16 protein-coding genes are annotated in these 24418 nt (G+C 48.7%); 11 read left to right on the top strand and 5 right to left on the bottom strand.

Annotated features, from left to right (window positions below; translation table 11 throughout):
* Positions 1-123: 123 nt before the first annotated feature.
* Positions 124-3297 carry a PVC-type heme-binding CxxCH protein gene (locus BUB37_RS20230; RefSeq protein ID WP_072995747.1) on the bottom strand — a complete coding sequence of 1058 codons (3174 nt, stop codon included), beginning with the start codon at positions 3295-3297 and terminating at the stop codon, positions 124-126.
* 331 nt (positions 3298-3628) lie between these two features.
* On the opposite strand from BUB37_RS20230, the gene BUB37_RS20225 reads away from it, so the two are divergent.
* The 5 genes from BUB37_RS20225 to BUB37_RS20205 all read left to right on the top strand — a co-directional run bounded on the left by BUB37_RS20225 (position 3629) and on the right by BUB37_RS20205 (position 9790).
* Positions 3629-4513 (top strand): AraC family transcriptional regulator, encoded by an 885-nt coding sequence (locus tag BUB37_RS20225; protein WP_072995745.1) that lies wholly within the window; start codon positions 3629-3631, stop codon positions 4511-4513.
* Between the two features lie 177 nt (positions 4514-4690).
* Positions 4691-5536, top strand: a complete 846-nt coding sequence (locus BUB37_RS20220; protein WP_072995743.1) for a sugar phosphate isomerase/epimerase family protein — start codon at positions 4691-4693, stop codon at positions 5534-5536.
* A gap of 17 nt (positions 5537-5553) precedes the next feature.
* Complete coding sequence (locus tag BUB37_RS20215; RefSeq protein WP_072995741.1) at positions 5554-6672, top strand: ThuA domain-containing protein; 1119 nt, start codon at positions 5554-5556, stop codon at positions 6670-6672.
* Between the two features lie 109 nt (positions 6673-6781).
* Positions 6782-8326 carry a sulfatase family protein gene (locus BUB37_RS20210; RefSeq protein WP_072995739.1) on the top strand — a complete coding sequence of 515 codons (1545 nt, stop codon included), beginning with the start codon at positions 6782-6784 and terminating at the stop codon, positions 8324-8326.
* Complete coding sequence (locus BUB37_RS20205; protein ID WP_072995738.1) at positions 8327-9790, top strand: sulfatase family protein; 1464 nt, start codon at positions 8327-8329, stop codon at positions 9788-9790.
* Positions 9791-9803: 13 nt separating this feature from the next.
* Here the strand turns inward: BUB37_RS20205 and BUB37_RS20200 are convergent, their stop codons facing one another.
* The 4 genes from BUB37_RS20200 to BUB37_RS20185 all read right to left on the bottom strand — a co-directional run bounded on the left by BUB37_RS20200 (position 9804) and on the right by BUB37_RS20185 (position 18210).
* The gene (locus tag BUB37_RS20200; protein ID WP_072995736.1) at positions 9804-10649 is read right to left on the bottom strand and encodes a DMT family transporter; all 846 of its coding nucleotides are present in this window, start codon (positions 10647-10649) and stop codon (positions 9804-9806) included.
* Between the two features lie 108 nt (positions 10650-10757).
* Positions 10758-12224: a glutamate synthase subunit beta gene (locus BUB37_RS20195; RefSeq protein WP_072995735.1), complete on the bottom strand. Its 1467-nt coding sequence runs from the start codon at positions 12222-12224 to the stop codon at positions 10758-10760.
* A gap of 9 nt (positions 12225-12233) precedes the next feature.
* Positions 12234-16742, bottom strand: coding sequence for a glutamate synthase large subunit (gene gltB, locus BUB37_RS20190; RefSeq protein ID WP_072995733.1), 4509 nt, complete (start codon positions 16740-16742; stop codon positions 12234-12236).
* Between the two features lie 325 nt (positions 16743-17067).
* A complete protein-coding gene (locus BUB37_RS20185) occupies positions 17068-18210 on the bottom strand; it encodes an acyl-CoA dehydrogenase (protein WP_072995731.1) in 1143 nt (380 codons plus the stop codon).
* A gap of 272 nt (positions 18211-18482) precedes the next feature.
* Here BUB37_RS20185 and BUB37_RS20180 point away from each other — a divergent pair, with 272 nt between their 5' ends.
* From BUB37_RS20180 to BUB37_RS20155, 6 genes are read left to right on the top strand one after another with little or no spacing between them, the layout of a single operon-like run.
* Positions 18483-19712 carry a Glu/Leu/Phe/Val dehydrogenase dimerization domain-containing protein gene (locus BUB37_RS20180; protein ID WP_072995729.1) on the top strand — a complete coding sequence of 410 codons (1230 nt, stop codon included), beginning with the start codon at positions 18483-18485 and terminating at the stop codon, positions 19710-19712.
* A 21-nt stretch (positions 19713-19733) separates the two neighbouring features.
* Positions 19734-21101, top strand: coding sequence for a sodium:proton antiporter NhaD (nhaD, locus tag BUB37_RS20175; protein WP_072995183.1), 1368 nt, complete (start codon positions 19734-19736; stop codon positions 21099-21101).
* Between the two features lie 52 nt (positions 21102-21153).
* Positions 21154-21846, top strand: a complete 693-nt coding sequence (locus tag BUB37_RS20170) for a MotA/TolQ/ExbB proton channel family protein (protein ID WP_072995182.1) — start codon at positions 21154-21156, stop codon at positions 21844-21846.
* Between the two features lie 9 nt (positions 21847-21855).
* Positions 21856-22242: an ExbD/TolR family protein gene (locus tag BUB37_RS20165; RefSeq protein ID WP_072995181.1), complete on the top strand. Its 387-nt coding sequence runs from the start codon at positions 21856-21858 to the stop codon at positions 22240-22242.
* On the top strand, positions 22242-23189 hold the full coding sequence (locus tag BUB37_RS20160; protein ID WP_072995180.1) for an energy transducer TonB: 948 nt from the start codon (positions 22242-22244) through the stop codon (positions 23187-23189). The genes BUB37_RS20165 and BUB37_RS20160 overlap by 1 nt, the downstream gene beginning before the upstream one ends.
* Entirely contained in the window at positions 23186-24397 is a 1212-nt protein-coding gene (locus BUB37_RS20155) for a bifunctional folylpolyglutamate synthase/dihydrofolate synthase (RefSeq protein WP_072995179.1), read from the top strand. The genes BUB37_RS20160 and BUB37_RS20155 overlap by 4 nt, the downstream gene beginning before the upstream one ends.
* Positions 24398-24418 lie beyond the last annotated feature (21 nt).

The raw sequence follows: 24418 nt of genomic DNA, 5'->3' as shown, positions 1-24418 counted from the left end.
TGCTGTCTACCTCTTACATTGCAAATAGTTCTATTTTTTTGTCTTTAAAGTGGGAAGTTGATAAAAATTTGGGGATAAAACGAGTCGATCGGTAATACCAAGCGACTCGTTTACATTTAACTTTTATTTAAAGGGGTGCTCCTTCAATAGTTCCTCGGAAGAATAGAAGCCTTCCTTTTCCTTTGTTTTTTCGCGTACTTCCTTTACTTTTTCCGGTGAAATGGGAGGGGCACTATTGCCGAAGGTATTTCTGACGTAGGTAAGTACCGATGCCATTTCCTCGTCGTTCAACATACCGCCGAAGGGGGTCATGGGAACTTGGCCCGGATATTCCTTTCCGTTCACCTCGATCGGGCCCATGATTCCCTTTAAGGTCAATTTTATCAATCGCTCGGGATCGCCGGTCACCCATTGCGAACCGGCAAGGGGAGGGAAGCCCGAGCTTTCAAGCCCTTTCCCGTCGGGCTGGTGGCAGGTGGTGCAGAAACCTTCCCGCTCGTAAATTTCCTGGCCGGCAAGCAAAAGTTCCAAATCTTTTCCCTTTAGGCTGGTTTCGATGGTTTCCTTGGGCTCTTCGCCGAGGTTGTGGCCGTTCAAATGGGCGAGGGCGGCCTCGTAGGGCTTTTTCATCCATTTGTCCAAACCTTTCTTGCCTGCTTCGGTTACAATGGGAATGCCCACTTCCTTGTCCATCCAAGAGGCGGTTACCAATGCGGCCAACCTGACGCGTGGGTTGTCGTCTTTCGCCGCTTGCATGAGCAGATCGGCTTTTTCGGCGATTTGGTCCCCACTGAATCTCAGCACCCCTACGGCGGCCGCCCTAGCCCTGTAATCTTGGGCGTTCAACAGTTGCGTAAGCAAATCTTTGTCGATGTCGTTCAGTCCCCAAGTCACCCAAAGCGCTTCGAGGAGATGGTGTTCGTAGTTCTTGTCGTTTTTGTCGAGCTTGCTTACCCATGCCTCCAATTTTGTTCGAACCTCTTCTTTGTCCCTGGCCCTTAGTTCCCTTCGGGTACGGTATCGGGTACGGTATTCGGGAAGTTTGAGGTTGTCGAGCAGCTCTTCAATACTTGCGCCATCTATTTTGGCGGGCTCCACCAAAGGTCTTGATGGATAGGTGATACGGTAAATTCGGCCATGGGCGTGGTCTCTTAAGGGATCCCTTGCATTGTGTTGCATGTGGCCGATCAGTACATTGCTCCAATCGATCAGATAAAGGGATCCATCGGGGGCGAACTCCATATCCACGGGTCTAAAGTTCTTGTCATCGGAGAAGACAAGGTCTTGTCGGTGCTTGCTAAGGTAGCCCGCGGATTTCGGGTCGTCTACAATGGTGTGTTGCTTGGTGCCCAAAAAGCCGATGGTGTTGTTGATCAGCAGGTCGCCTTGGACATTGTCGGGAAAATGCCTGCTCGAAACGAATTCGAGTCCCGATGTAGGTCGCACCCGGTGCTTGTCCTCGATTAGGTTTTCAGGTAAGGGCGAGGCCTTTCCGTACCTGGGAAGTATGGTTCCGGGCATCATCCACGTCATATCGGGGCCCGAGGTATGGGCAAAGAAATATTGCCCCCAATCGTCAAAGGCAATGCCCCATGGGTTGGGTATGGGCAATTGGGCGGTACGCTCCAAGTGGTGCCTTTGCGGACTGTAGCGATAAAAGCCTCCGTTGGTGCCCCGTACGGTGCCGTAGGCGGTCTCGACATTGGTGTGTAGAAATACGCCTTCGCCCATGTAAATGGCTCCAGAGGGGTCGGTCGTAAAGGCGCTTATGGCATGGTGGGTATCGTGGTCGTCGAAACCACTTAAGATGATTTCCTTTTCATCGGCCTTGTCGTCCCCGTCGGTATCCTTCAAGAGAATAAGGTTGGTGCCCTGGGAAACATAAACACCTTCGGGCGCAAATTCGAACCCAATGGTCAGGTGGAGGCCATCGGCAAAAACGGTTTGCTTGTCGGCCTTGTTATCGCCATCGGTATCTTCGAAAATCAGGAGTTTGTCGTTGGGTTTGTCGTCACCCGGCTTGTAATGGGGGTAGCTCGGCATTACGCCCACCCATAGCCTTCCCTTGTTGTCGAAGGAAATTTGTACCGGATTGGCCAAATCGGGGAATTCTTGCTCGGAGGCGAACATTTCGACCTTATAGCCCGGGGCTGCCTTGATTTTTGCAAGGGCATCTTTTCCGTACAAATATTCGGGATTGCCATTCTTTTTGCTCTCCTTGTAATTGGTTTTGACGGGAGGGAGTTCCCGGGTCTTCGAGTCGGCGAGGGCCAAGTCCATTTTCTTGCCTTCAAGGGCGAGCCAAATAGCGGTATCCCTGATGGCCGTCATTTGCCGTATTTTTTCAATCTCAAAGGGGTAATTGTCGGGTCCGAAGGGGTCGTATCGCCTACCGTAGGCGTGTACACCGTTCGGAATCTTGAAGTCGTTGTGCCAAAACCAGTTTTTTTCGTTTACCGCCTCGTTCACTAGGGTGCGATCGGCTTTGGAAGCCTTCTCTTCGTCAAAAAGTTCGTCGGCCAGCAGGTCGGCCAATTTTTTATAGCCCAGGTCGTTAAGCTGAAAGCCGTCGGCCGTAATGTGCTCCGATTCCGATTCCATCCAGCTTTTGCTGGGGCCAAAGGCATCTACGAAGAGGACACGGGCCTCGGTGGCCACTTCTTTCATGGCCTCGGTGTACATTTTGAGGTTCTTGTTCTCTTCGACCCCATCGGGTAGGTCCATTTCGTCCGACAGGTCTTCGAACGCGATGGGCGAGACCAATGCCAATTGGGGGGCGCTTGTACCGTTGTACTTTTGGTTTTTGGTATGCTGGATAAAGGCCCTTAATTCGTTCTTGTAGTTGTCGAGGCCCTCGGCTCCGTTGAACGATTCGTTGTAGCCGAAAAAGGCGATGATGATGTCGGCCTTGAGTTCGGTAAGCCATTCGTCCTCGGTAGGGAAATGTCCGATGCTCCCCGAATCGTTCGAAAGCTCATTTTTATAGAATTCCTCGGCGCCCGGAAATGCCCATGGCGATTTTCTAGCGGAGTGGGGCCTAAAGCCCGGCGTGTTGCCACCGTCGCACATGTTGCGTATAAAAAGGGAATCTTTTGGGTACCGCATTTGCAATTCGGTTTCGAAATGGCCGAAATTGATCATACGGGAGCAGAGATTGTTGCCGATCAAGACGATATGCGAATTCGAATTTATCTGTAGCCGGTTTTCCTTCGATTTGTTGCAACTGGTCAGTGCCAAGGCCGAAACAAAGAGCAATGGAAGTATTTTTTGGGTAAAAAGTCTTTTAAATAATGTCATGGTTTAAAAGAGAGGGTGTTTAAGGTTAGGACTGTATTTTTTGGTTTGGTAATGCTCTAATGCTTTTTGGAACAATCGGTAAAAGGTTTTATGCTAGTTTGTTGGTCAAATCACCGGTCGGTAGAGGGGTAATTTGAGGTAATTGTTAAATAGTATCGGATATTACGGGAATAATCGACAAATTCATAATTTTTTAATGCGTAAAATCATTAATTGCTAAATTAATACCGTAAAATTAAGATAGATTTCTATTACATATTTCCTTTTTTTTGCTAAAGGTTGGTACTTTTTTGTCATATATTTATCGAAATTTGAAATTATATAGAAATTTATGAGTACTCCGAGCATTGAAAAAACCCTTACCTCTAAAGAGACCTTTGTCTTTAAAGACCTTGTGGGCCCCCATTTCAACCCCATTTGGCACTTTCATCCCGAATTCCAGATTTCGTATATAGCAGAGGGCGAAGGTACTCGTTTTGTTGGGGACCATGTCCATAATTTTACCGTGGGCGATTTGGTCTTGACGGGCCCCAACCTGCCCCATCTGTGGCGGAGCGATGCTCCTTATTTTGAGCCCGATAGTACCTTGAATACCCGGGGTTTGGTCATTTATTTTGACCACGACCTGTTAAGTGGCAGCCTTTTGGAAAGGGAAGAATTCTATACCATAAACAAATTGATCGAAAATGCGTATCGAGGAATTGAGTTTTATGGCGATACCCCAGGGCAGATTTATAAGTTGTTACTCGAAATAGCCGATGAAAGGGGCTTTAAAAGAATAATAAAACTGTTGGAGATATTGGATATTCTGGCCAATAGTAAGGAGTATACCTTATTGGCCAGCCCGAGTTATACCAACAGCTTCAAGGGCGGCGATTCGGAAAAAATGAGCATGGTCTACGATTATGTGATGAGCAATTTTAAGAATCGCATTTCATTGGATGAGGTCGCGGGGATGCTGAACATGACCACCTCCTCGTTCTGTCGGTATTTTAAGCCACGGGCGAACAAGACCTTTACCCGGTTTGTCAATGAAATACGTATAGGCCATGCCCGAAAACTGTTATTGGAAGATAACTTCAATATCTCCCAGATCAGCTACGAATGCGGTTTCAATGCCTTGTCCAATTTCAATAGGCAGTTTAAGGCCATAACCGAACTTAGCCCGCACGAGTATCGCCAAATGTTCCTTGAAATTCAATCCCATGACGGCTAAATCAGTAAAAAAAATAGAGGTCTTTGACAAAATAGAGGTACTAAAACCGCCTGTTAAGTTTTAGATTTGTATCACAGGAAGATGTAAATTCGTGTTAAAAAATAAAGAATAATGCAATTATACCTGAGGGTATTTGCAATTGTGTTAAACCAAACTTGCTAATTAAGCTTTTTATTTATGAAAATAGGAATGAATATGTTGCTTTGGACGAACCACGTTACGGAGCAGCATTTTGATATTGTAGAGACACTAAAAAAAACGGGTTATGACGGTATAGAGTTGTTTTTGGGGAGCGGGGATGAGGCCCATTATTCCAAATTGGGCAATTTTTTCTCGAAAATGGATATGGGGGTCACCGCAGTGGCGGCATTGGACCCCGAGGAAAATATTGCCAGTCCCGACAAAAAGGTACGTGAGGCCGGTTTGGACAAGCTCAAGTGGTCGATCGATATGACGGCAGCTTCGAACGGCGAGGTCATCTGCGGCCCCTATCATTCTACCTTTGCCTTTTTTACCCGACAGCCACCTACTTCCGAAGAACGTTCGAGAAGTGCGGAGATGTTGAGGAAAGCGGCCGAATATGCCGAAAAGGCCAATATAATTTTGGCGCCCGAGGCCGTCAACAGGTTCGAGTGCTACCTCTATAATACCATGGCCGATCTTAAAACCTTGGTAGAAAAGGTCGACCACCCCAATTTCGGTGCGATGTACGACACCCACCACAGCAATATTGAGGAGAAAAGCCAAGAAGGTGCCATAAAAACCATAGCGCCCTACCTAAAACACGTTCATATCAGTGAGAACGACCGTGGTACGCCCGGTAGCGGCCAAGTCAATTGGGAATCCGCATTCAAGGGCCTTAGGGATATTGGCTATGATGGCTGGCTTACCATTGAGGCCTTTAGTACCATTATCCCCGAATTTGCCAACGCCATCAATGTGTGGCGCGACTATTCCCCGGCCGAGGAAATATACACCAAGGGCATAGAATTCATACGGAAAGGGATGAATGCCGATTACTAATTCCATAAACCATTATAATGAGAAATGTATTACCGCTTCTGATCTGTTTTTTGATTATCGCCTGTAAAGAGCAAAAAAAGACCGATAAGGAGGAAACGTCGGTCGTTGCGACCACCGAAGGCCCTAAGCAATGGTTGACCTTCAAAGGGGCTGAGGATTCGAGGAACATCGTCTTGGTTTCCGGTGACGAGGAGTACAGGTCCGAAGAGGCCCTTCCGCAATTGGCCAAGATACTTTCGAAGCATCACGGGTTTAACTGCACGGTCCTTTTCGCCCAGGAAGAATCCAAACCGGGCATCATCAATGCCAATTACCAAAAAAACATACCTGGTCTGTCGGCCCTGGATACGGCGGATATGATGATCATCTTTACCCGGTTCAGGGGGCTTCCCGACGAACAAATGCGCCATATAGACAACTTTCTAAAGTCGGGCAAGCCCGTTATGGGAATCAGGACGGCTACACATGCCTTTAACTTTACCAAGGACTCAACTTCCAGTTTCAGTCATTATAGCTATAATTACAAAGGGGAAAAGAAAGAGTGGGAAGGCGGTTTCGGTCGTTTGGTCCTAGGGGAAACATGGATCAACCACCACGGTCATCACAAACACCAGAGTACCCGGGGCATTGTTGCCGAAGGGGCCGATAAAACGGGTATTGTAAACGGTATTTCCGATGGCGACGTATGGGGCGCTAGCGATGTTTACGGCGTTAGGTTGCCACTTGCCGGCGATGCCCAACCCATACTTTTGGGCCAGGTAATGAACCGGGCAGGGGAGTACGATGAGAACGATATTTTCTTTGGAATGAAACCGAGCGACAACGAGCCCGCGACTACCAATAAGGACGGACTCAAACTGAACGAGCCCATGATGCCGGTAGCTTGGGTCAAGAGTTACCAATTGCCCGGTGGCAAGAAGGGTAAGGCCTTTACCAGTACCGTCGGGGCGGCCAACGATATGTTGATCGAAGGGACCAGGCGGTTGTTGGTCAATGGGGTTTTCTGGGGCTTGGACCTGCCAGTGCCCGAAAAGGCCGATGTAAGTCTGGTCGGTGAATACAACCCTACCAAATTTGAGTTCAGAAAAGATGAATATTGGCCTCAAAAACAGCTGACCGTAGAGAGCTTTCAGTAAAAAAGTAGAATCTACTGGTCATAGGTGGCCCCCCTTCGTCATTGGCCGTGAGCTTGATCGGGGAGGTCTTCTCCCGCATATCGAATAAAGTATAATTTTTTATAGATTTATGAAAATAACGACCCTGCTTTCATGTTTTCTGATTTTAGCCACAGCATCGTGTAATTCCGATAAAAAGGCGGAGGAAACCGAAACCCAAGACAAACCTAATTTTGTCTTTTTGTTTGCCGATGATCAAACCTTCGAGAGCATCAGGGCCTTGGGGTTCGATGAAGTGTATACTCCCAATTTAGACCGTTTGGTCAAAAGGGGTGCCTCGTTTTCCCATGCGTACAACATGGGGGGATGGAACGGTGCCATTTGTGTGGCATCGAGGGCCATGATCATATCGGGGTCTTTTATCTGGAATGCACAAAAGAAGAGCGAGGCTTGGGGCAAGGGCGATTCGACGGCCTTGAACCAGACCTGGGGACGTTTGCTTGATGCCCAAGGCTACGATACCTATATGACCGGAAAATGGCATGTAAGGGCTCCGGCCGCAACGGTCTTCAACGATGCAAGGCATATACGGCCGGGGATGCCCAAAGACCATAGCGGCGAATTGGGGGCTGCCATTAAAAAATGGAAAAAGGAATCGGGCGATATGAAGGATTGGAACGATTATATGCCCCTTGGATACGGCAGGCCGACCGGCCCCGATGATACCGAATGGTCGCCCACCGACACCTTGCAAGGCGGTTTCTGGGAAGGCGGAAAGCACTGGAGCGAGGTCGTTAGGGACGATGCCCTTGCCTTTATCGACTCGGCCAAACAAAAGGACAATCCGTTTTTTATGTACCTGGCCTTTAACGCTACCCATGACCCAAGGCAGGCTCCCCAACGGTTTTTGGACATGTATCCCCTGGAGGATATCAAGGTGCCCGAAAATTTTATGCCCGAATACCCCTATAAAGATGATATGGGCAACCCTCCCGCACTTAGGGACGAGGCCCTGGCACCCTTCCCTAGAACCGAATATGCCGTAAAGGTACATCGCCAAGAATACTATGCCCTGCTCAGCCATATGGATGAGCAAATAGGAAAAATACTCGATGCCCTGGAGGCCAGTGGTAAAATGGACAATACCTATATCTTTTTCGGTGCCGACCACGGACTTTCGGTGGGGCATCACGGACTCATAGGAAAGCAAAGCATGTTCGATCACAGTGTACGTATTCCGATGATGGTCGTGGGACCGGGCATACCTGAAGGAAAAATACTGGACCAAGATGTTTACTTGCAGGATATCATGGCTACGACCCTGGACTTGGCCGGTGTCGAAAAGCCTTCCTATGTGCAGTTCAACAGCTTAATGGACCTGATCGATGGCAAACGTAAGGAAAGTTATTACAAAGACGGGGTCTACGGTGCCTATATGAACCTTCAGCGCATGATACGTAAAGATGGCTTTAAGCTTTTGGTCTATCCCAAAATCGAGAAGGTGCTCTTGTTCGATTTGGAAAATGATCCGGAAGAAATGCATAACCTGGCCGATAACCCCGAGTATTCTGAAAAGGTCGAAACCTTGTTCGCCGATCTTATGGAGCTTCAAAAAACCATGGACGACGACCTGTCTTTAAAGGAAATTTACGAAAAGGTTAAAAACAGGTCTTAAATGAATTTTATCTACAAGGTCGGTTTGGTCTTCGTGGCCCTTATTTTTCTTGGTTGTAAGGAGGCCGCAAAAGAGCAGGCAGTCGATGGGCGTCCGCCCAATATCCTGTTTATCCTGGTTGACGATTTGGGAAAGGAATGGGTGGGGTGTTATGGAGCGGAAGATATCGTAACACCTAATATCGACCAACTGGCCGAGTCGGGTATGCGCTTCAACAACGTATACTCAATGCCGCAATGTACCCCGTCGCGGGTCACCCTATTGACCGGCCAATATCCCTTTAGGCACGGCTGGGTCAATCATTGGGACGTTCCCCGTTGGGGCGGTGGGGCCCATTTTGACGAAACCCAAAATCCTTCCTTGGTCCAGGAAATGAGAAGGGCGGGCTACAAGACCTGCATAGCGGGCAAATGGCAAATCGATGACTTTAGGGTAGAACCCGATGCCCTTATCAAGGCCGGTTTTGACGAGTTTTGTATGTGGACCGGTTACGAGGCCGGGGTGGAGGCGAGTGCCGAACGGTATTGGGATCCCTATATTTTTACAAAAGAAGGTAGTAAAACCTATGCCGGGGCCTTTGGGCCCGATATTTTCCGTGATTTTATCGTGCGTTTTCTCAAGGAAAACAAGGAAGAGCCCATGTTCGTCTACTACCCCATGGTTTTGACCCATACCCCTTTTGTCAGTACGCCCGATGAGGCGGCCGACGATAATATGGGCAAACACAAGGCCATGGTGCGCTATACCGATAAAATAGTGGGCGAATTGGTCGAGGCCTTAAAACAGAACGACCTGTTCGAGAATACCATGGTGGTCTTTACCACCGATAACGGGACCACAAGCGCAATTACCGGTACCTATAAGGGCCGACCCATTAAGGGAGGGAAGGCGCGTACCGTTGAGGCTGGAATTTGCGAGCCTTTTATCGTAAGCTGGCCCGGAACGATAGAGCCGAGGCAGACATCCGAGGCCTTGATCGATTTTACCGACTTGCTGCCTACTTTTATCGATATCGCAGGGGGCGGGTCGCCCGATCAATGGACGGCGAACCATGCAGGGCAGCCGATCGATGGCAAGTCTTTTAAAGACGTGTTGCTCGGCACGACCGATTCTGCCCGTGAATGGATTTTGGGAATGGGCGGTGGCAACAAGGCTCGTCTTACCGAAAAGGGCGTGGAGAACCAGTATAATTTTAGGGACAGGGTGCTGAGAAACAAGAGGTACAAGTTGTATATCGATTCGAACAGTGTGCCCGAAAAATTCTTTGATTTAAAGGAGGATCCCTTCGAGGAGCACAACATTATCGATAGCTTGAATACCGAGGAACGCCTTGCCCATTTTGAACGTCTAAAAAAGGTGCTGGAGTCCTTTCCCAAAAAGGATAGCGATCCCAAGTACCGACCGAACCCCGATCAGGAATGGGACGTCGAGGTGACCGCCAAAAGTGGGCAATGGAAAATATAGTCTACTATGACGGTCAGCTGTTTCTTCGCGATTTGTAGACCACGTTGGAGACCAGTCCGGTAACGATAAGTACGATGCCTAAAAGACTCCAGACGGTATAGGTTTCGCCGAGCCAAAGAAATCCAATGATTCCGGTGAACAGTACCTCGAGGTATTTTAAGGGGGCGACCAGGTTGTTGGCGGCTATTTGGAAAGCCTTGGTCATAAAGAACTGTCCGACAAAGCCGAATATCCCAAGAGTGGCCAAAAACGCCCAATCAAGACCTTGGGGCGACTGCCAATAGGGGATGGCCATAATGCCGCCAAAGGCAGTGGCCGTAAACATAAAATAATTGATAATGACCAAGGGGTGGTCCCTTTGGCCTATTTTACTGATACTGATATAGACCAGGCCGCTCAGCACGGCAGCGGCCATGATCAGGCCCAGGCCTATGTTGCTTACGTTGGCATCGAATCCCTTTAATATGAGAACCCCGGTAAAGGAGATGATAAAGAACAGCCATTGGGGTAGTTTTATCCTTTCCCTTAAAAAGTATATGGCGAAAATGGCAGAGAATATCGGGGCGAGATACCTGAGCGATACGGCGGTGGCGGCCGAAAGATATTTCATCGAGGCAAAGAAGAGGGTCATGGACGAGGTACCGGTTATCGCCCTGATGACCAACAACTTTTTCTGGTTGCCGAAAACCGGCAGTTTCAGCCGATAGATGAGGGCCATTGTAATTAGTAGGGATCCCAATCCCCTAAAAAAGACGATTTCGTAAACATTGAATTCGGCCAAATGCTTTACCATGGTGTTCATGATGGTAAAGGCAAGGGCACCCAAACTCATATAGATCAATACTTTTCGGAGTATCATGGGGTTTGCGGGGGGTGTAACGTTACTAAAAATCCACAAAAAACAAAAAAATATCCAACCCGATCTTACGGGTTGGATATCTGAAATAGGTGTTTAAACCTGATATGATTAAACCCTGGGTAGATCGCCCTCTCCCTTGAGGGGCAAACAAGATTCGCCCATTAGGTATTTATCGACGTGGTGTGCCGCTTGGCGTCCTTCCGAAATGGCCCAGACGATAAGCGATTGCCCCCTGCGCTGGTCACCTGCCGCAAAGACCCCGGGAACGTTGGTCATGTAATCTTGCTCCGTGGCCTTTATGTTGCTCCTGCCGTCGGCTTCAAGGCCCAATTGCTCGGCAAGGGTCATCTCTGAACCGGTAAAGCCCAAGGCCAGAAGGGCCAACTCGCATTTCCATTCTTTTTCCGTTCCTTCCACTTCTCTTAAGGTCATTCCTTTACCGGGTTGCCTTACCCATTCGACCTCTGAGGTGATCAAACCGGTCAAGTTGCCCTCTTTGTCACCGATGAATTTTTTGGTAGAGATGCTAAAGAAGCGTTCGGCACCTTCCTTGTGCGATGAACTGGTTCGCAACCTCATGGGCCAAAAGGGCCAAGGTTGGTTTTTGGGCCGGTCGGTTGTGGCCATTGGCATGATCTCAAAATTCGAAACCGACTTGGCCCCTTGCCTGATCGAGGTTCCGATACAGTCAGATCCCGTATCGCCACCACCGATTACGATAACGTCCTTGCCCGTGGCCAATATTTCGTTTGCGAAGTCGGTAACCCCGGCTACCCTTCGGTTGTTCTGCGGTAGAAAGTCCATCGCCTGAACGACGCCCTTTAGGTCGGCGCCTTCTATGGGCAGGTTTCTTCGAACGGTGGCCCCGCCACACAGAACGATGGCGTCAAAATCGTTTTTGAGCTCGTCGCCTTTGATATCCCTTCCTACATGGACCCCGCATTTAAACACGATTCCTTCTTCTTCCAAGATTTCCAACCGTCGGTCGATAACGCTCTTTTCCATTTTAAAATCGGGAATACCGAAACGCAAGAGTCCGCCTGGTTTTTCATCGCGCTCGAACACGGTGACCGTATGGCCGGCTCGGTTGAGTTGTTGTGCGGCGGCAAGGCCTGCAGGTCCCGAACCGATTATGGCCACTTTCTTGCCCGTTCGGGTTTCGGGTGGGCGAGGCGTGATCCATCCTTTTTTGAAGGCCGTTTCAACAATGTTCTTTTCGATGTTCTCGATGGTGACCGGGTCTTCGTTGATGCCCAATACACAAGCCTCCTCGCATGGTGCGGGACACAACCTGCCCGTAAATTCGGGAAAGTTGTTCGTGGCGTGTAAAATTTCGGACGCCTTGTCCCATTTGCCCTTGTATACCGCATCGTTAAAATCAGGGATCAGGTTGCCCAAGGGGCATCCGCTATGGCAAAAGGGAATGCCGCAGTCCATACACCTGGCGCCCTGGTTCTTTAGTTCCCCCTCGTCCAAAGGTTGGGTAAACTCCTTATAATTTTTGATGCGTTCCTCAACAGGTGCATAGGGTTCTATTTTTCTATCGAATTCCAAAAATCCTGTAATCTTTCCCATTTCTCGATCTTATATCGTTTCTAATTTTTCTTTCTCCAAGCGTATCAAAGCCTGTTTGTATTCTTCCGGTAACACTTTTATGAACTTGGGAAGACAGGTTTCCCATTTTTCAAGGATTCTTTGTGCCAGCGGGCTCAGGGTAGAGTTGTAGTGACTTTCTATCAAATCTTTCAATTGTTTGATATCGTTGTCTTCGGTAACCTCGAGCAGGTTCAGGGCTTCGTTGTTGCATTTTTTTCTAAAGGTGTTTTTCTCGTCGAAGATATAGGCAATACCACCGCTCATACCCGCTCCGAAATTTCTGCCGACCTCTCCGAGGATAACGGCCACCCCACCGGTCATATATTCACACCCATGGTCGCCGATACCTTCGACCACGGCCTTGGCCCCCGAGTTTCGTACGCAGAAACGCTCACCGGCCTTACCGTTGATGTAAGCCCTTCCGGCCGTTGCACCGTATAGCGTAACGTTACCGGTTATTACGTTTTCTTCGGGAACTATCGTCGAACCTTCGGGTACCTTTACAACGAGCTTGGCGCCTGAAAGGCCCTTGCCCAGGTAATCGTTGGTGGTTCCGTTGACCGTCATGGTCAGGCCTCGGGTGGCAAAGGCGCCGAAACTTTGGCCGGCCGAACCGGTAAAGTTCAGTTTTAGGGTGTTGATGGGCAGCCCTTGCGCACCATAGATTTTGGATATCTCATTACTGATGATCGCCCCCACGGCCCTGTCGGTGTTCGTAATGGGGAAATCGAGTGTCAATTTCTCCTTTCGGAACAATGAAGGGTTCGCTTTGGCGATGATATCAAATTCTATTGATTTGTCGATATCGTGGCTCTGAGGTTGTGTATTGTAGAATTTGGTCGATGGCGGTACGTCGACTTGGTAGAGGATAGGGGTAAGGTCGATGCCGGCCGCCTTGTAATGGTCAATGGCTTTTTTGCGATCGAGCTTTTGAACCTGTCCTACCATTTCGTTAACCGTACGGAAACCGAGCTGGGCCATGATCTCCCTCAATTCCTGGGCTACGAAATACATGTAATTGACCACATGTTCGGGCTTGCCCTCGAATTTTTTCCTTAACTCAGGGTTTTGGGTGGCGATGCCTACCGGACAAGTGTTGAGGTGGCATACGCGCATCATTACACAGCCCGATGCCACTAAGGGCGCCGTTGCGAAACCGAATTCCTCGGCTCCCAACAGACATGCTATGGCGACGTCGCGACCGGTCTTTAACTGCCCGTCGCATTCAAGGACGATACGGTTGCGCAGGTCGTTCATGACCAGGGTCTGTTGTGCTTCGGCGATACCGAGCTCCCAAGGCAATCCGGCGTGCTTCAATGAGGTCAGCGGCGATGCCCCCGTTCCTCCGTCGAAACCTGAAATGAGGATTACATCGGCCTTGGCCTTGGCTACACCTGCGGCGACGGTTCCCACACCGACCTCGGATACCAGTTTTACATTGATCCTGGCCTCGCGGTTGGCCGACTTTAGATCGTAGATCAACTGCGACAAATCTTCTATCGAATAAATGTCGTGGTGCGGCGGGGGCGAAATAAGACCTACATAGGGGGTCGAGTTCCGCGTCTTGGCAATGGAAGGGTTGACCTTCGGACCGGGTAACTGGCCTCCTTCACCGGGTTTGGCCCCCTGCGCCATTTTGATCTGGATTTCCTTGGCGTTGGTCAGGTAATCGGAGGTAACCCCAAAGCGACCGGAGGCAACTTGTTTTATGGCGCTGTTTCGCCAGTCGCCGGTAGCGTTCTTGTAAAAACGCTCGGCGTCTTCACCGCCTTCGCCCGAGTTGCTTTTTCCTCCGATGCGGTTCATGGCGATAGCCAAATTTTCGTGTGCTTCCTTACTGATGGACCCGTATGACATGGCTCCGGTCTTGAAGCGTTTGACAATTTCCGTCCATGGTTCGACCTCGTCCAAGGGAATCGGGTCGTAATTTGAAAATTCGAACAGGCCGCGAATGGTCATGAGGTTTTTCGATTGCTCATTGATCATTCGGGAGAATTCCTTATAGGTCTCGGGCTCATTGCCGCGCACGGCTTTCTGTAGTTTGGCGACGGAAAGCGGGTTGAACATGTGTTTCTCCCCATCCCTTCTCCAGCGATATTCCCCGCCCATTTCGAGGTCGAGTGTGGCCGCGACCTTCTTTTTTGAGAAGGCTTTTTGGTGTCTTTTGGCTATTTCCTTTTCTATTTCGTACAGGCCGATACCCTGAATACGTGTCGGGGTATTGGGGAAATATTTGTCGACTACGTTGGAGTTTATACCGATGCATTCGAACAATTGGGAGCCCCGGTACGAGTTAAGGGTAGAGATACCTATTTTGTTCATTACCTTTAATATTCCCTTACCGATGGCCTTGTTGTAATTCTTTACCGCCTCTTCGAACGTAATTTCGGTAATGTCGTTCTCTTCTATCTGCTCGCCGATGATCTCGTTGACCAAATAGGGGTTGATGGCACTGGCACCGAAGCCGAAAAGCAGGCAGAAGTGGTGTACTTCCCTAGGTTCGGCCGACTCGATGATAATGCTCATCTTGTTGCGTTTGCCCAGGCGCTGCAAGCCACTGTTAACATAGGAGCAGGCTAAAAGCGCGGGAATGGGCGCATTTTTATCGTCGACGTTTCTATCGGACAGTATAATGATATTGGCCCCTTCGTCGACCGCCTTGGAGGCTTGGTCCAAAATATCGTCCAATGCATCTTCCAAGCCATTGAGCCCGCGGTCGATCTCGTATAGGGTGGGTATGGCTACTACTTTGTAATCTGGACTCGCATCGTAATTTTTAATCTTATCGAGGTCTTCTTTTGAGATGACCGGGTTTTGGATCTTCAGCTTACGACAGTGCAGCTCTGAAAAGTCGAATATGTTGTGGTCGCTTCCCAGGGTAAGGCTGATGTCGGTGATCAACTCCTCACGGATACCGTCGAGCGGCGGGTTGGTTACTTGTGCGAACAGTTGCTTGAAGTAATTGTAGATCAATTGTGGCCTTTCCGAAAGAACGGCTATTGGCGTGTCGGAACCCATGGAACCGATAGGTTCCTTGGCCGTTTTGCCCATAGGAAGTATAATGGTATTGATATCTTCCAAGGTGTAACCGAAAACGGACTTGCGCTTTTCCAAGGAGGCTTCGCCCAAAAACAAAGGGCAGTCGTTATAGGGAATGTCCCTTAAGTGTACCAAGTTCTTGTCCAACCACTCTTGGTAAGGGTATTTCTTGGCTATGTTTTCCTTGATTTCCTCGTCGTTGATAATACGACCTTCCTCCATGTTGACCAAGAACATCTTTCCGGGCTCCAGTCGACCGTGAAACTCGATGTTCTCAGGGGCTATGTCCAATACCCCGGTTTCCGATGACATTACTACGTAACCGTCCTTTGTGACCGAGTAGCGCGAAGGTCTTAAACCGTTTCGGTCGAGTACCGCGCCGATGTAGTTTCCATCGGTAAAGGGGATGGAGGCCGGGCCGTCCCACGGTTCCATCATACACGAGTGATATTCGTAAAAAGCCCTTTTTGCTTCTGACATATCGGGGTTTTTCTCCCAAGCCTCGGGTACTAAGATCATCATGACCTCGGGCAGGGAACGGCCGGTCATCAATAGGAGTTCGACAACCATGTCCATAGTGGCCGAATCCGATTTGCCGGGTAAGATGATGGGTAGTATCTTTTTGATGTCCTCACCGAACAAGTCGCTTTCCAGAAGCTCTTCGCGGGATCGCATTCTTGTTACATTGCCCCGCAGGGTATTGATCTCGCCGTTATGGCACATGTACCTGAAGGGTTGGGCCAAGTCCCATGTAGGGAAGGTGTTGGTCGAAAAACGCTGGTGCACCAAAGATAGTCGGGTAACCACCCGTGGGTCCATAAGGTCTTTGTAATATAGGCTGATGTCCTTTGGCATCAAAAGCCCTTTGAAAATGATAATCTTTGTCGACAAGCTGGGCAGGTAGAAGAACTTGCTCTCCGAAAGCTTTGAGTTGATAATGGCGTGCTCGGTAACCTTACGTGCTACATATAGTTTAAGGTTGAAGTTGAACTCGTCTTGGCCTTCGTCTTCCTTGCCTATGAACACCTGTTTTATAAAAGGTTCCGTTTCCATGGCTATGCGCCCGGGTATGGAGCGGTTTACGGGTACGTCGCGCCATCCGAGTAACTTAAGGCCTTGGGCCTTAATGTTTTTCTCGAACTCGGAGATGCAGAAATTGCGTTGGTTTTCCTTTTGGGGCAAGAAAACATTGCTGACGGCATATTCTCCCGGTTCCGGCAACGCAAAATCGCAGACGGCCTTAAAAAAGTCATGGGGGATGTCTATCAATATACCTGCGCCATCGCCTGTTTTTCCATCGGAACTTACTGCACCCCTATGTTCTAGTTTGTGCAAGATCTCCAGTGCTTTATGGATAATGTCGTTCGACTTTTGGCCCTTAAGACTACAGATAAATCCCGCTCCGCAGTTGTCATGTTCAAATTCCGGTAGGTATAACCCTTGTTTCTTCATCGTCATATATTATCGTATTTGCTCAAAAATAACTTTTTTGATGCATTATTTACAGTGTTTCGGGGCTAATTGTATAAAAATCCAACGTTTTTAATAAAACGTTAAAATATGTTTAATAATGAATTATCTACCCCTTAAAATTATCAGAATGCTAAAATTAAGCTAAAGTTTGCAAAGGATGGGCGTTTTAGAGGGGGTAGTGTGAATAATAGTGGTTTTTGATGTGTAGGTAAGTAATTATTTGGGGGTAGGTTGCCTGTAAATTCAAAAAAATAAAAAACAACCCCTTAAATTTAGGGGTTGTTCGGTTTGGTTGTGTGGATATATGCGGTCAATTGCGTAAAATGCTCCTTGAAATTACGATCTTTTGTATTTCCGACGTGCCTTCGTAGATCTGGGTGATTTTGGCATCGCGCATCAGGCGTTCGACGTGGTAGTCTTTGACATATCCGTTTCCGCCGTGTATTTGAACCGCTTCGACGGTGACGTCCATGGCTACCTGGGAGGCGTATAATTTGGCCATGGCCCCGGAGAGGTCGTAATTTTTTCCCTTGTCCTTTTCCCAGGCGGCCTTATAGACCAAATGCCGGGCCGCCTCGATTTGGGTGTGCATATCGGCCAATTTGAAGGCAATGGCCTGGTGATTGGCTATTTCGGTACCAAAGGCCTTGCGTTGCTTTGAGTACTTAAGGGCGAGGTCGTAGGCGCCGGCCGCAATCCCCAGGGCTTGGGCCGCAATCCCGATTCTTCCCCCCGACAGGGTTTTCATGGCAAACTTAAAACCGAAGCCGTCTTCGCCGATCCTGTTTTCCTTGGGTACTTTTACATCGTTGAAGATAAGCGAATGGGTATCGCTTCCCCTAATGCCCAATTTGTTTTCCTTGGGTCCGATCTCAAAGCCCTCCATGCCTTTTTCGACAATAAGGGCATTGATGCCCTTGTGGCCTTTTTCCTTGTCGGTCTGCGCGATGACCAGGTAGATGTCGGCGGTGCCGCCATTGGTGATCCAGTTCTTGGTTCCGTTCAATATATAGTGGTCGCCTTTGTCGATGGCCGTGGTCTTTTGTGAAGTGGCATCGCTTCCCGCTTCGGGTTCCGACAGGCAGAAGGCGCCAATGACTTCTCCCGATGCCAGGCGGGTAAGGTATTTTTGTTTTTGTTCCTCATTGCCGAAGGTCTCCAGGCCCCAGCAGACCAATGAATTGTTTACCGAGACCACGACCGAAGCCGAGGCGTCGACTTTCGACAGCTCTTCCATGGCGATCACGTACGATAGGGTGTCCATGCCGCTGCCGTTGTACTTGGGGTCGGTCATCATGCCCAAAAAACCTAGCTCGCCCAGTTTTTTTATCTGTTCCTTGGGAAAGGTTTGGGTCTCGTCCCTTTCGATTACGCCCGGCAGCAACTCGTTTTGTGCAAAGTCGCGGGCGGCCTGTCGTATCATTTGATGTTCTTCTGAAAGCGAAAAATCCATAATTGCCATTGAATTTTAAGGAGTTATGTAATCGTTGTCCGGTAGAAGGCTTTGGTCGGTTGCCAAAAAGGTTCTGAAAGATACATTTTTTTTAACTGTTGTCATGAAAACGGTGCTATACGACCGCAAATTTTTATATTTGTCGGGCATCCTTTGAAAATTGGTTAAAACGTAAAATTATGAGACAGCATTAGCCCCGCTTTGGGGTATGGAGAACATTTTTTTTAAAGAAAGGTTACTAGGGTTTGGTCGCATAATTTTAAATCAATTCTATGAAAGAATTACTTCATATTTACGAAAATAAAGCTCCTGAAATTGTTTTCAACTGGAAGGACCCCGAGACGGATGCGGAGGGGTGGACGGTCATTAATTCGTTGCGCGGTGGTGCCGCAGGAGGGGGTACCCGAATGCGGAAAGGGCTCGATATGAACGAGGTTTTGTCGTTGGCGAAGACGATGGAGGTCAAATTTACCATATCGGGACCGCCCATCGGAGGGGCGAAATCCGGAATCAATTTTGATCCCGGCGACCCCAGGAAAAAAGGAGTGCTCGAACGTTGGTACCATGCGGTATCGCCGCTCTTGAAGAGCTATTACGGTACAGGGGGCGATCTGAACGTGGATGAAATCCACGAGGTTATTCCCATAACGGAAGACGTAGGGGTCTGGCACCCGCAAGAAGGGGTTTTTAATGGCCATTTTAAGCCGACCGAGGCCGATAAGATAAACCGTATAGGGCAATTGAGGCTAGGGGTCATTAAGCCTATAGAGCACACCGGCTACTCGCCCGATACTTCCAGAAAATATAGGGTGGCCGACATGATCACAGGTTTTGGCGTGGCCGAGGCCGTTCGCCATTATTACGATATCTATGGAGGAAATGTAAAGGGCAAACGGGCCGTTGTTCAGGGCTTTGGCAACGTGGGTGCCGCGGCAGCCTACTACTTGGCCCAGATGGGTGCAAAGATTGTGGGCATTATCGATAGGTCGGGCGGTTTGATCAATGAGGATGGGTATGGCTTCGATGAAATAAAGGCCCTCTTTCTCGGTAAAAAGGGAAATGCCTTGGTCGGGGGAAGCGATATGCTCCCCTTTGATGAAATCAATGAACGGATTTGGCATTTGCCCACCGAGGTATTTGTGCCTTGTGCCGCGTCGCGTTTGGTTGAAAAGGAGCAGGTCGGCAGTATGATCGAGGCCGGGCTCGAGGTTATTTCCTGCGGGGCGAACGTGCCCTTTGCCGATAAGGAAATATTCTTTGGGCCGATCATGGAATATGCCGATGGAAAAGTGGGATTGATCCCCGATTTTATTTCCAATTGCGGTATGGCACGTGTGTTCGCCTATTTTATGGAAAAAAGAGTGCCTATAGACGATGAAATGATATTTAATGATACCAGCCGTACCATTAAGAAGGCTATTTTAAATATCTTTAACCAAAATCCGTCGCCCAACAATATCAGTAGAACGGCATTTGAAATTGCACTAAAACAACTAATATAATTAATAAAACCAAATAAGAGAATGGAGACAATTATCATCATTGTATTTATTGTGGGTTATCTGGCGATAACCATGGAGCACAACCTGAAAATCGACAAACTAATACCTGCATTGGCAATGATGGCCATTCTTTGGGCAATAATCGCCTTGACCCATATGGATGTGTTCGAGGTGAATACGGCCCTAAAGGAATTGGAGCCCACGCATATCGATGAAATTTTGTTGCACCATCTGGGCAAGACGGCTGAAATATTGGTCTTTTTGTTAGGGGCGATGACCATTGTTGAGATCATCGATTATTTCGATGGCTTCGCCACGATCAAAGGGTACATAAAGACAAGGAGCAAACGCAAGCTTTTGTGGCTGTTTTCAATATTGGCCTTTGTGCTTTCGGCCATTATCGATAACCTGACCGCGACCATCGTGTTGGTCACTATCTTGCAAAAAGTGATCAGGGACCGGGAGGTCCGGTTATGGTTTGCCGGCCTTATCATTATCGCGGCGAATGCCGGTGGGGCATGGTCTCCTATCGGTGACGTCACCACGACCATGTTGTGGATCGGCAACAAGGTAACTGCCCCGCTGCTTGTAGAGCACGTGCTTATACCCTCTATAGTCTGTATGGTGGTTCCCGTATTGCTGGCCAGTCGCTTTAAGGCCTTCAGTGGAAATATTTCAGATGAACTGGACTCCGAAGAGGATTCCAAGTCGAAGTTCGGGTCTATAATGTTGTACTTGGGCCTTGGAGCCATAGTCTTTGTTCCGTTTTTCAAGACCATTACCCATTTGCCTCCGTACGTCGGTATGATGCTGTCGTTGGCCGTGGTAGCTACTTTTGCTGAAATCTATAGTAGTTCAAAGTTCAGTCTGTCGGCTGTAGATGGCGACGACCATGATACCGTTGGGCATCACAGTCCGGTACATGCCTCGCTGTCAAAGATAGAATTGCCCAGTATCCTCTTCTTCCTGGGGATCCTCTTGGCGGTGGCCGCCCTGGAGTCGTTGGGAATGCTCTTCCACTTCGCGGAAAGCCTTGAAAGTAACCTGCCTATGTTGGGTACCGAATCCGAAGGGGAGCTTGTTTCCGACTTGGTGGTCCTTATTTTGGGGGTTGGGTCTGCGGTTATCGACAACGTTCCGTTGGTCGCGGCCAGTATGGGAATGTTTTCCGTGCCTATCGATGACCCCGTTTGGCACTTCATCGCCTATTCGGCGGGAACAGGTGGTAGTATGTTGATCATTGGTTCCGCGGCCGGTGTGGTAGCCATGGGTATGGAAAAGATCGATTTCTTTTGGTACCTTAAGAAAATAGCATGGTTGGCCTTTGTCGGGTTTATGAGTGGGGCCGTCGTGTTTGGCTTGTTGAGAAATTTAGTGTTGGATGCATAATTTTATCGATAAAATGCCGTTATAGAGGCAACTCTAATACCTAAGAATTCATATGATGTTATTTCAAGATATGGCGCAAGATCCTGCAGCTGCGGATGTTATGTCGGAAGAGAAGACCCTTTCCGTTATCGATTTGATATTTAATGGGGGCACAGGTAGTGTACTCATCATAACGGTACTCTTTATTATGCTGTTCGTAGCGCTCTATATATACTTTGAACGCATATTCGCCATTAAGGCGGCCTCAAAGATCGATAGCAACTTTATGAATCAGATTCGGGACCACGTTACGAACGGTAAATTGGAAGCGGCCAAATTGCTCTGTGCCCAAACCGATTCGCCAGTGGCGCGCTTGACCGAAAAAGGGGTTTCGCGAATCGGCAAACCCTTGGACGATATCAATACGGCCATCGAAAATGCAGGTACGTTGGAGGTCTATAAACTAGAGAAAAACGTAAGTGTCTTGGCCACGGTGGCCGGGGCAGCTCCCATGATCGGGTTTTTGGGAACGGTAATTGGTATGATTCTTGCCTTCCATGAAATGGCTACCAGTGGCGGACAGGCCGAAATGGGATCTTTGGCCTCGGGTATCTATACCGCGATGACAACGACCGTGGCCGGACTTATAGTAGGTATCATTGCCTATATCGGTTACAACCACTTGGTAAACCGTACGGACAAGGTCGTACACAAAATGGAGGCCAATGCCGTGGAATTTTTAGACTTGTTGAACGAACCCCTATAATTTGGTCAAATGAAATTAAAAGGCAGAAACAAGGTCAGTCCCGATTTTAGCATGTCCTCAATGACGGATATCGTGTTCTTGTTATTGATTTTCTTCATGCTTACGGCCAACTCGCCCAATGCCTTGGACCTGTTGCTCCCGAAGGCCAAAGGAAAGTCTACCAATACGCAGAACGTATCGGTGAGCATCGACAAGAATTTACAGTACTACGTCAATAACGAGCGAATCAACGGAGAATATATAGAAATTGAACTAAAAAAGGCACTAGAGGGACAAGATAAACCCACGATTATTTTGAGGGCGGAAGAAAGCGTGGCCATCAAAGAGGCGGTCAACGTTATGGATATTGCCAACAGAAATAATTATAAGGTTATCTTGGCCGTGCGACCGAATTAATGTCATTCCTAGATACGAGACACAAGAAAAAGTCATTTACACTTACCACACTTCTGTTAAGTGTGCTCCTCCTTGTCATGTTCTACATTGGGCTTACCTATATGGACCCGCCTGAGGAAAACGGCATATCGGTGAATTTTGGCACTATGGATTTCGGTAGTGGCAACGTGCAGCCCAAGGAGCAAATTCGTTCGGAGCCTTTGGATACACCGCCGGTCGAACCGTCCAAACAAGAAGAGGTGGTCGAAGAGGAAGTCGTGGAGGAGGTTGCCGAGGAAGTGCCCGAAGAGGTAGTGGCCGAGGAGGCCCCGGCCGAAAAGGTGCTTACCCAAGAGAACGAAGAAGCAATAAAAATAAAGAAGGCACAAGAGGCCAAGCGCAAGGCGGAGGAAGCCGAAAGAATCGCCCAGAAAAAGGCGCGTGAGGCAGAGGAAAAAAAGAGGGCCGAGGCCGAAAGGATCGCCCGTGAAAAGAAATTGGCCGAAGAAAAGGCCCGAAAGGAGCAGGAGGCCAAAAAGAAAAAACTCGACGAGCTGATTGGCGGAATAAGTAAATCCGAAGGCAATGCCTCGGGAAGTGAAGGCGACGACAATAGGGCCGGCGACAAGGGCCAACCTGGCGGAGATCCCTATGCGACCAGCTACTACGGTAGTCCCGGTTCGGGCAGCGGCACAGGAGGGTATGGACTTAACGGCCGCTCTTTGGTAAGCAAGGGAAAGGTAAAGCAGGAGTGTAACGAAGAGGGACGGGTAGTCGTAAAAATCGTTGTAGATAGAAATGGCAACGTGGTTTCGGCCACGCCCGGGGTCAAGGGAACGACCAATAATCACCCTTGCCTTTTGGAACCTGCCAAAAAAACCGCCTTTAAGCACAAATGGAACCTGGATTCCAATGCGCCCAGTCAGCAAGTGGGCTTCGTAGTGGTGAACTTCAAGTTGGGCGAGTGACCTATCAAGAGACTTTGGATTGGATGTTCGGGCAACTTCCAATGTATCAGCAACAAGGTTCAAAGGCCTATAATGCCAAGTTGAACGGTATCTTAAAATTCGTTGGGCATCTCGGTAATCCGCATAAACGGTTTAAAAGCATCCACGTGGCCGGTACCAACGGAAAGGGTTCGAGCAGCCATATGCTGGCTTCCATACTTCAGGAAGCGGGGTATAGGGTCGGACTCTACACGTCACCCCATCTAAAGGACTTTAGGGAACGAATTAAAATCGATGGCAAGCCGGTTTCCAAAAGACATGTGGTCGACTTCATAGCGAAGAACAGGTCGTTTTTCGAACGCAACCAGCTGTCGTTTTTTGAAATGACCGTAGGTATGGCCTTTGATTGTTTTGCCGAGGAAAAGGTAGATATCGCCGTTGTTGAGGTGGGACTGGGAGGCCGATTGGATTCGACCAATATCATCGAGCCCGAAGTTTGCCTGATCACCAATATTGGCATGGACCACACCGATATGCTAGGCGATACCATAGAAAAGATCGCTTTTGAAAAGGCAGGAATCATCAAAACAAAGGTTCCCGTAGTGATCAGTGAATACCAAGAAGGCGCGGCCGGGGTTTTTGAGTCCGTGGCCGAGGAAAAGAGCGCCCCATTGGTATTTGCCGACCGGGAAACCACCGATGGGCATACCACATCGCTCTTGGGCCTATATCAATTCAAAAACGTAAAAGGTGTCGTAGCCGCCATTAGGGCCTTGGGGAATTTTGATGTAGGGGATGCACATATCCGCTCCGGTTTGCAGAAGGTCGTTGAAAATACCGGATTGATGGGGAGGTGGCAGCAACTGAACACCAAACCTACCGTAATCTGCGATACGGCCCATAACAAAGAGGGTCTGGAGTTGGTAGTAGGGCAGTTGCTTCGGCAAAAATATAGGAAATTGCACATCGTCTTGGGCTTTGTGAAGGGGAAGGACCTGAAGGGGATATTGCCCCTGTTCCCGGCCAACGCCACGTATTACTTTTGCAGCCCGAAGATCGAAAGGGGATTACATGTTGGGATATTGGCCGATGAAGCCCGGGCGTTTGGGTTAAATGGAGATTGTTTTTCCACGGTTTCGGAAGCTTACCGTTCTGCCTTCCATGCTGCAAAACCCACTGATTTTGTGTTTGTTGGTGGAAGCACGTTTACAGTGGCCGAAATCCTTTAAATTTTTATTCTTTTTTTTCTT

The organism is Pseudozobellia thermophila, assembly GCF_900141855.1.
GTDB classification, from domain to species: domain Bacteria; phylum Bacteroidota; class Bacteroidia; order Flavobacteriales; family Flavobacteriaceae; genus Pseudozobellia; species Pseudozobellia thermophila.
The sequence above is the reverse complement of the archived record's forward strand: the minus strand, read 5'-3'. Positions and strand labels throughout refer to the sequence as shown.

What these genes read in the sequence shown, in the direction of transcription:
- BUB37_RS20230 (WP_072995747.1), bottom strand. Translation starts at nt 3,297, where the DNA reads ATGACATTATTTAAAAGACTTTTTACCCAAAAAATACTTCCATTGCTC.
- BUB37_RS20225 (WP_072995745.1), top strand. Translation starts at nt 3,629, where the DNA reads ATGAGTACTCCGAGCATTGAAAAAACCCTTACCTCTAAAGAGACCTTT.
- BUB37_RS20220 (WP_072995743.1), top strand. Translation starts at nt 4,691, where the DNA reads ATGAAAATAGGAATGAATATGTTGCTTTGGACGAACCACGTTACGGAG.
- BUB37_RS20215 (WP_072995741.1), top strand. Translation starts at nt 5,554, where the DNA reads ATGAGAAATGTATTACCGCTTCTGATCTGTTTTTTGATTATCGCCTGT.
- BUB37_RS20210 (WP_072995739.1), top strand. Translation starts at nt 6,782, where the DNA reads ATGAAAATAACGACCCTGCTTTCATGTTTTCTGATTTTAGCCACAGCA.
- BUB37_RS20205 (WP_072995738.1), top strand. Translation starts at nt 8,327, where the DNA reads ATGAATTTTATCTACAAGGTCGGTTTGGTCTTCGTGGCCCTTATTTTT.
- BUB37_RS20200 (WP_072995736.1), bottom strand. Translation starts at nt 10,649, where the DNA reads ATGATACTCCGAAAAGTATTGATCTATATGAGTTTGGGTGCCCTTGCC.
- BUB37_RS20195 (WP_072995735.1), bottom strand. Translation starts at nt 12,224, where the DNA reads ATGGGAAAGATTACAGGATTTTTGGAATTCGATAGAAAAATAGAACCC.
- gltB (WP_072995733.1), bottom strand. Translation starts at nt 16,742, where the DNA reads ATGACGATGAAGAAACAAGGGTTATACCTACCGGAATTTGAACATGAC.
- BUB37_RS20185 (WP_072995731.1), bottom strand. Translation starts at nt 18,210, where the DNA reads ATGGATTTTTCGCTTTCAGAAGAACATCAAATGATACGACAGGCCGCC.
- BUB37_RS20180 (WP_072995729.1), top strand. Translation starts at nt 18,483, where the DNA reads ATGAAAGAATTACTTCATATTTACGAAAATAAAGCTCCTGAAATTGTT.
- nhaD (WP_072995183.1), top strand. Translation starts at nt 19,734, where the DNA reads ATGGAGACAATTATCATCATTGTATTTATTGTGGGTTATCTGGCGATA.
- BUB37_RS20170 (WP_072995182.1), top strand. Translation starts at nt 21,154, where the DNA reads ATGATGTTATTTCAAGATATGGCGCAAGATCCTGCAGCTGCGGATGTT.
- BUB37_RS20165 (WP_072995181.1), top strand. Translation starts at nt 21,856, where the DNA reads ATGAAATTAAAAGGCAGAAACAAGGTCAGTCCCGATTTTAGCATGTCC.
- BUB37_RS20160 (WP_072995180.1), top strand. Translation starts at nt 22,242, where the DNA reads ATGTCATTCCTAGATACGAGACACAAGAAAAAGTCATTTACACTTACC.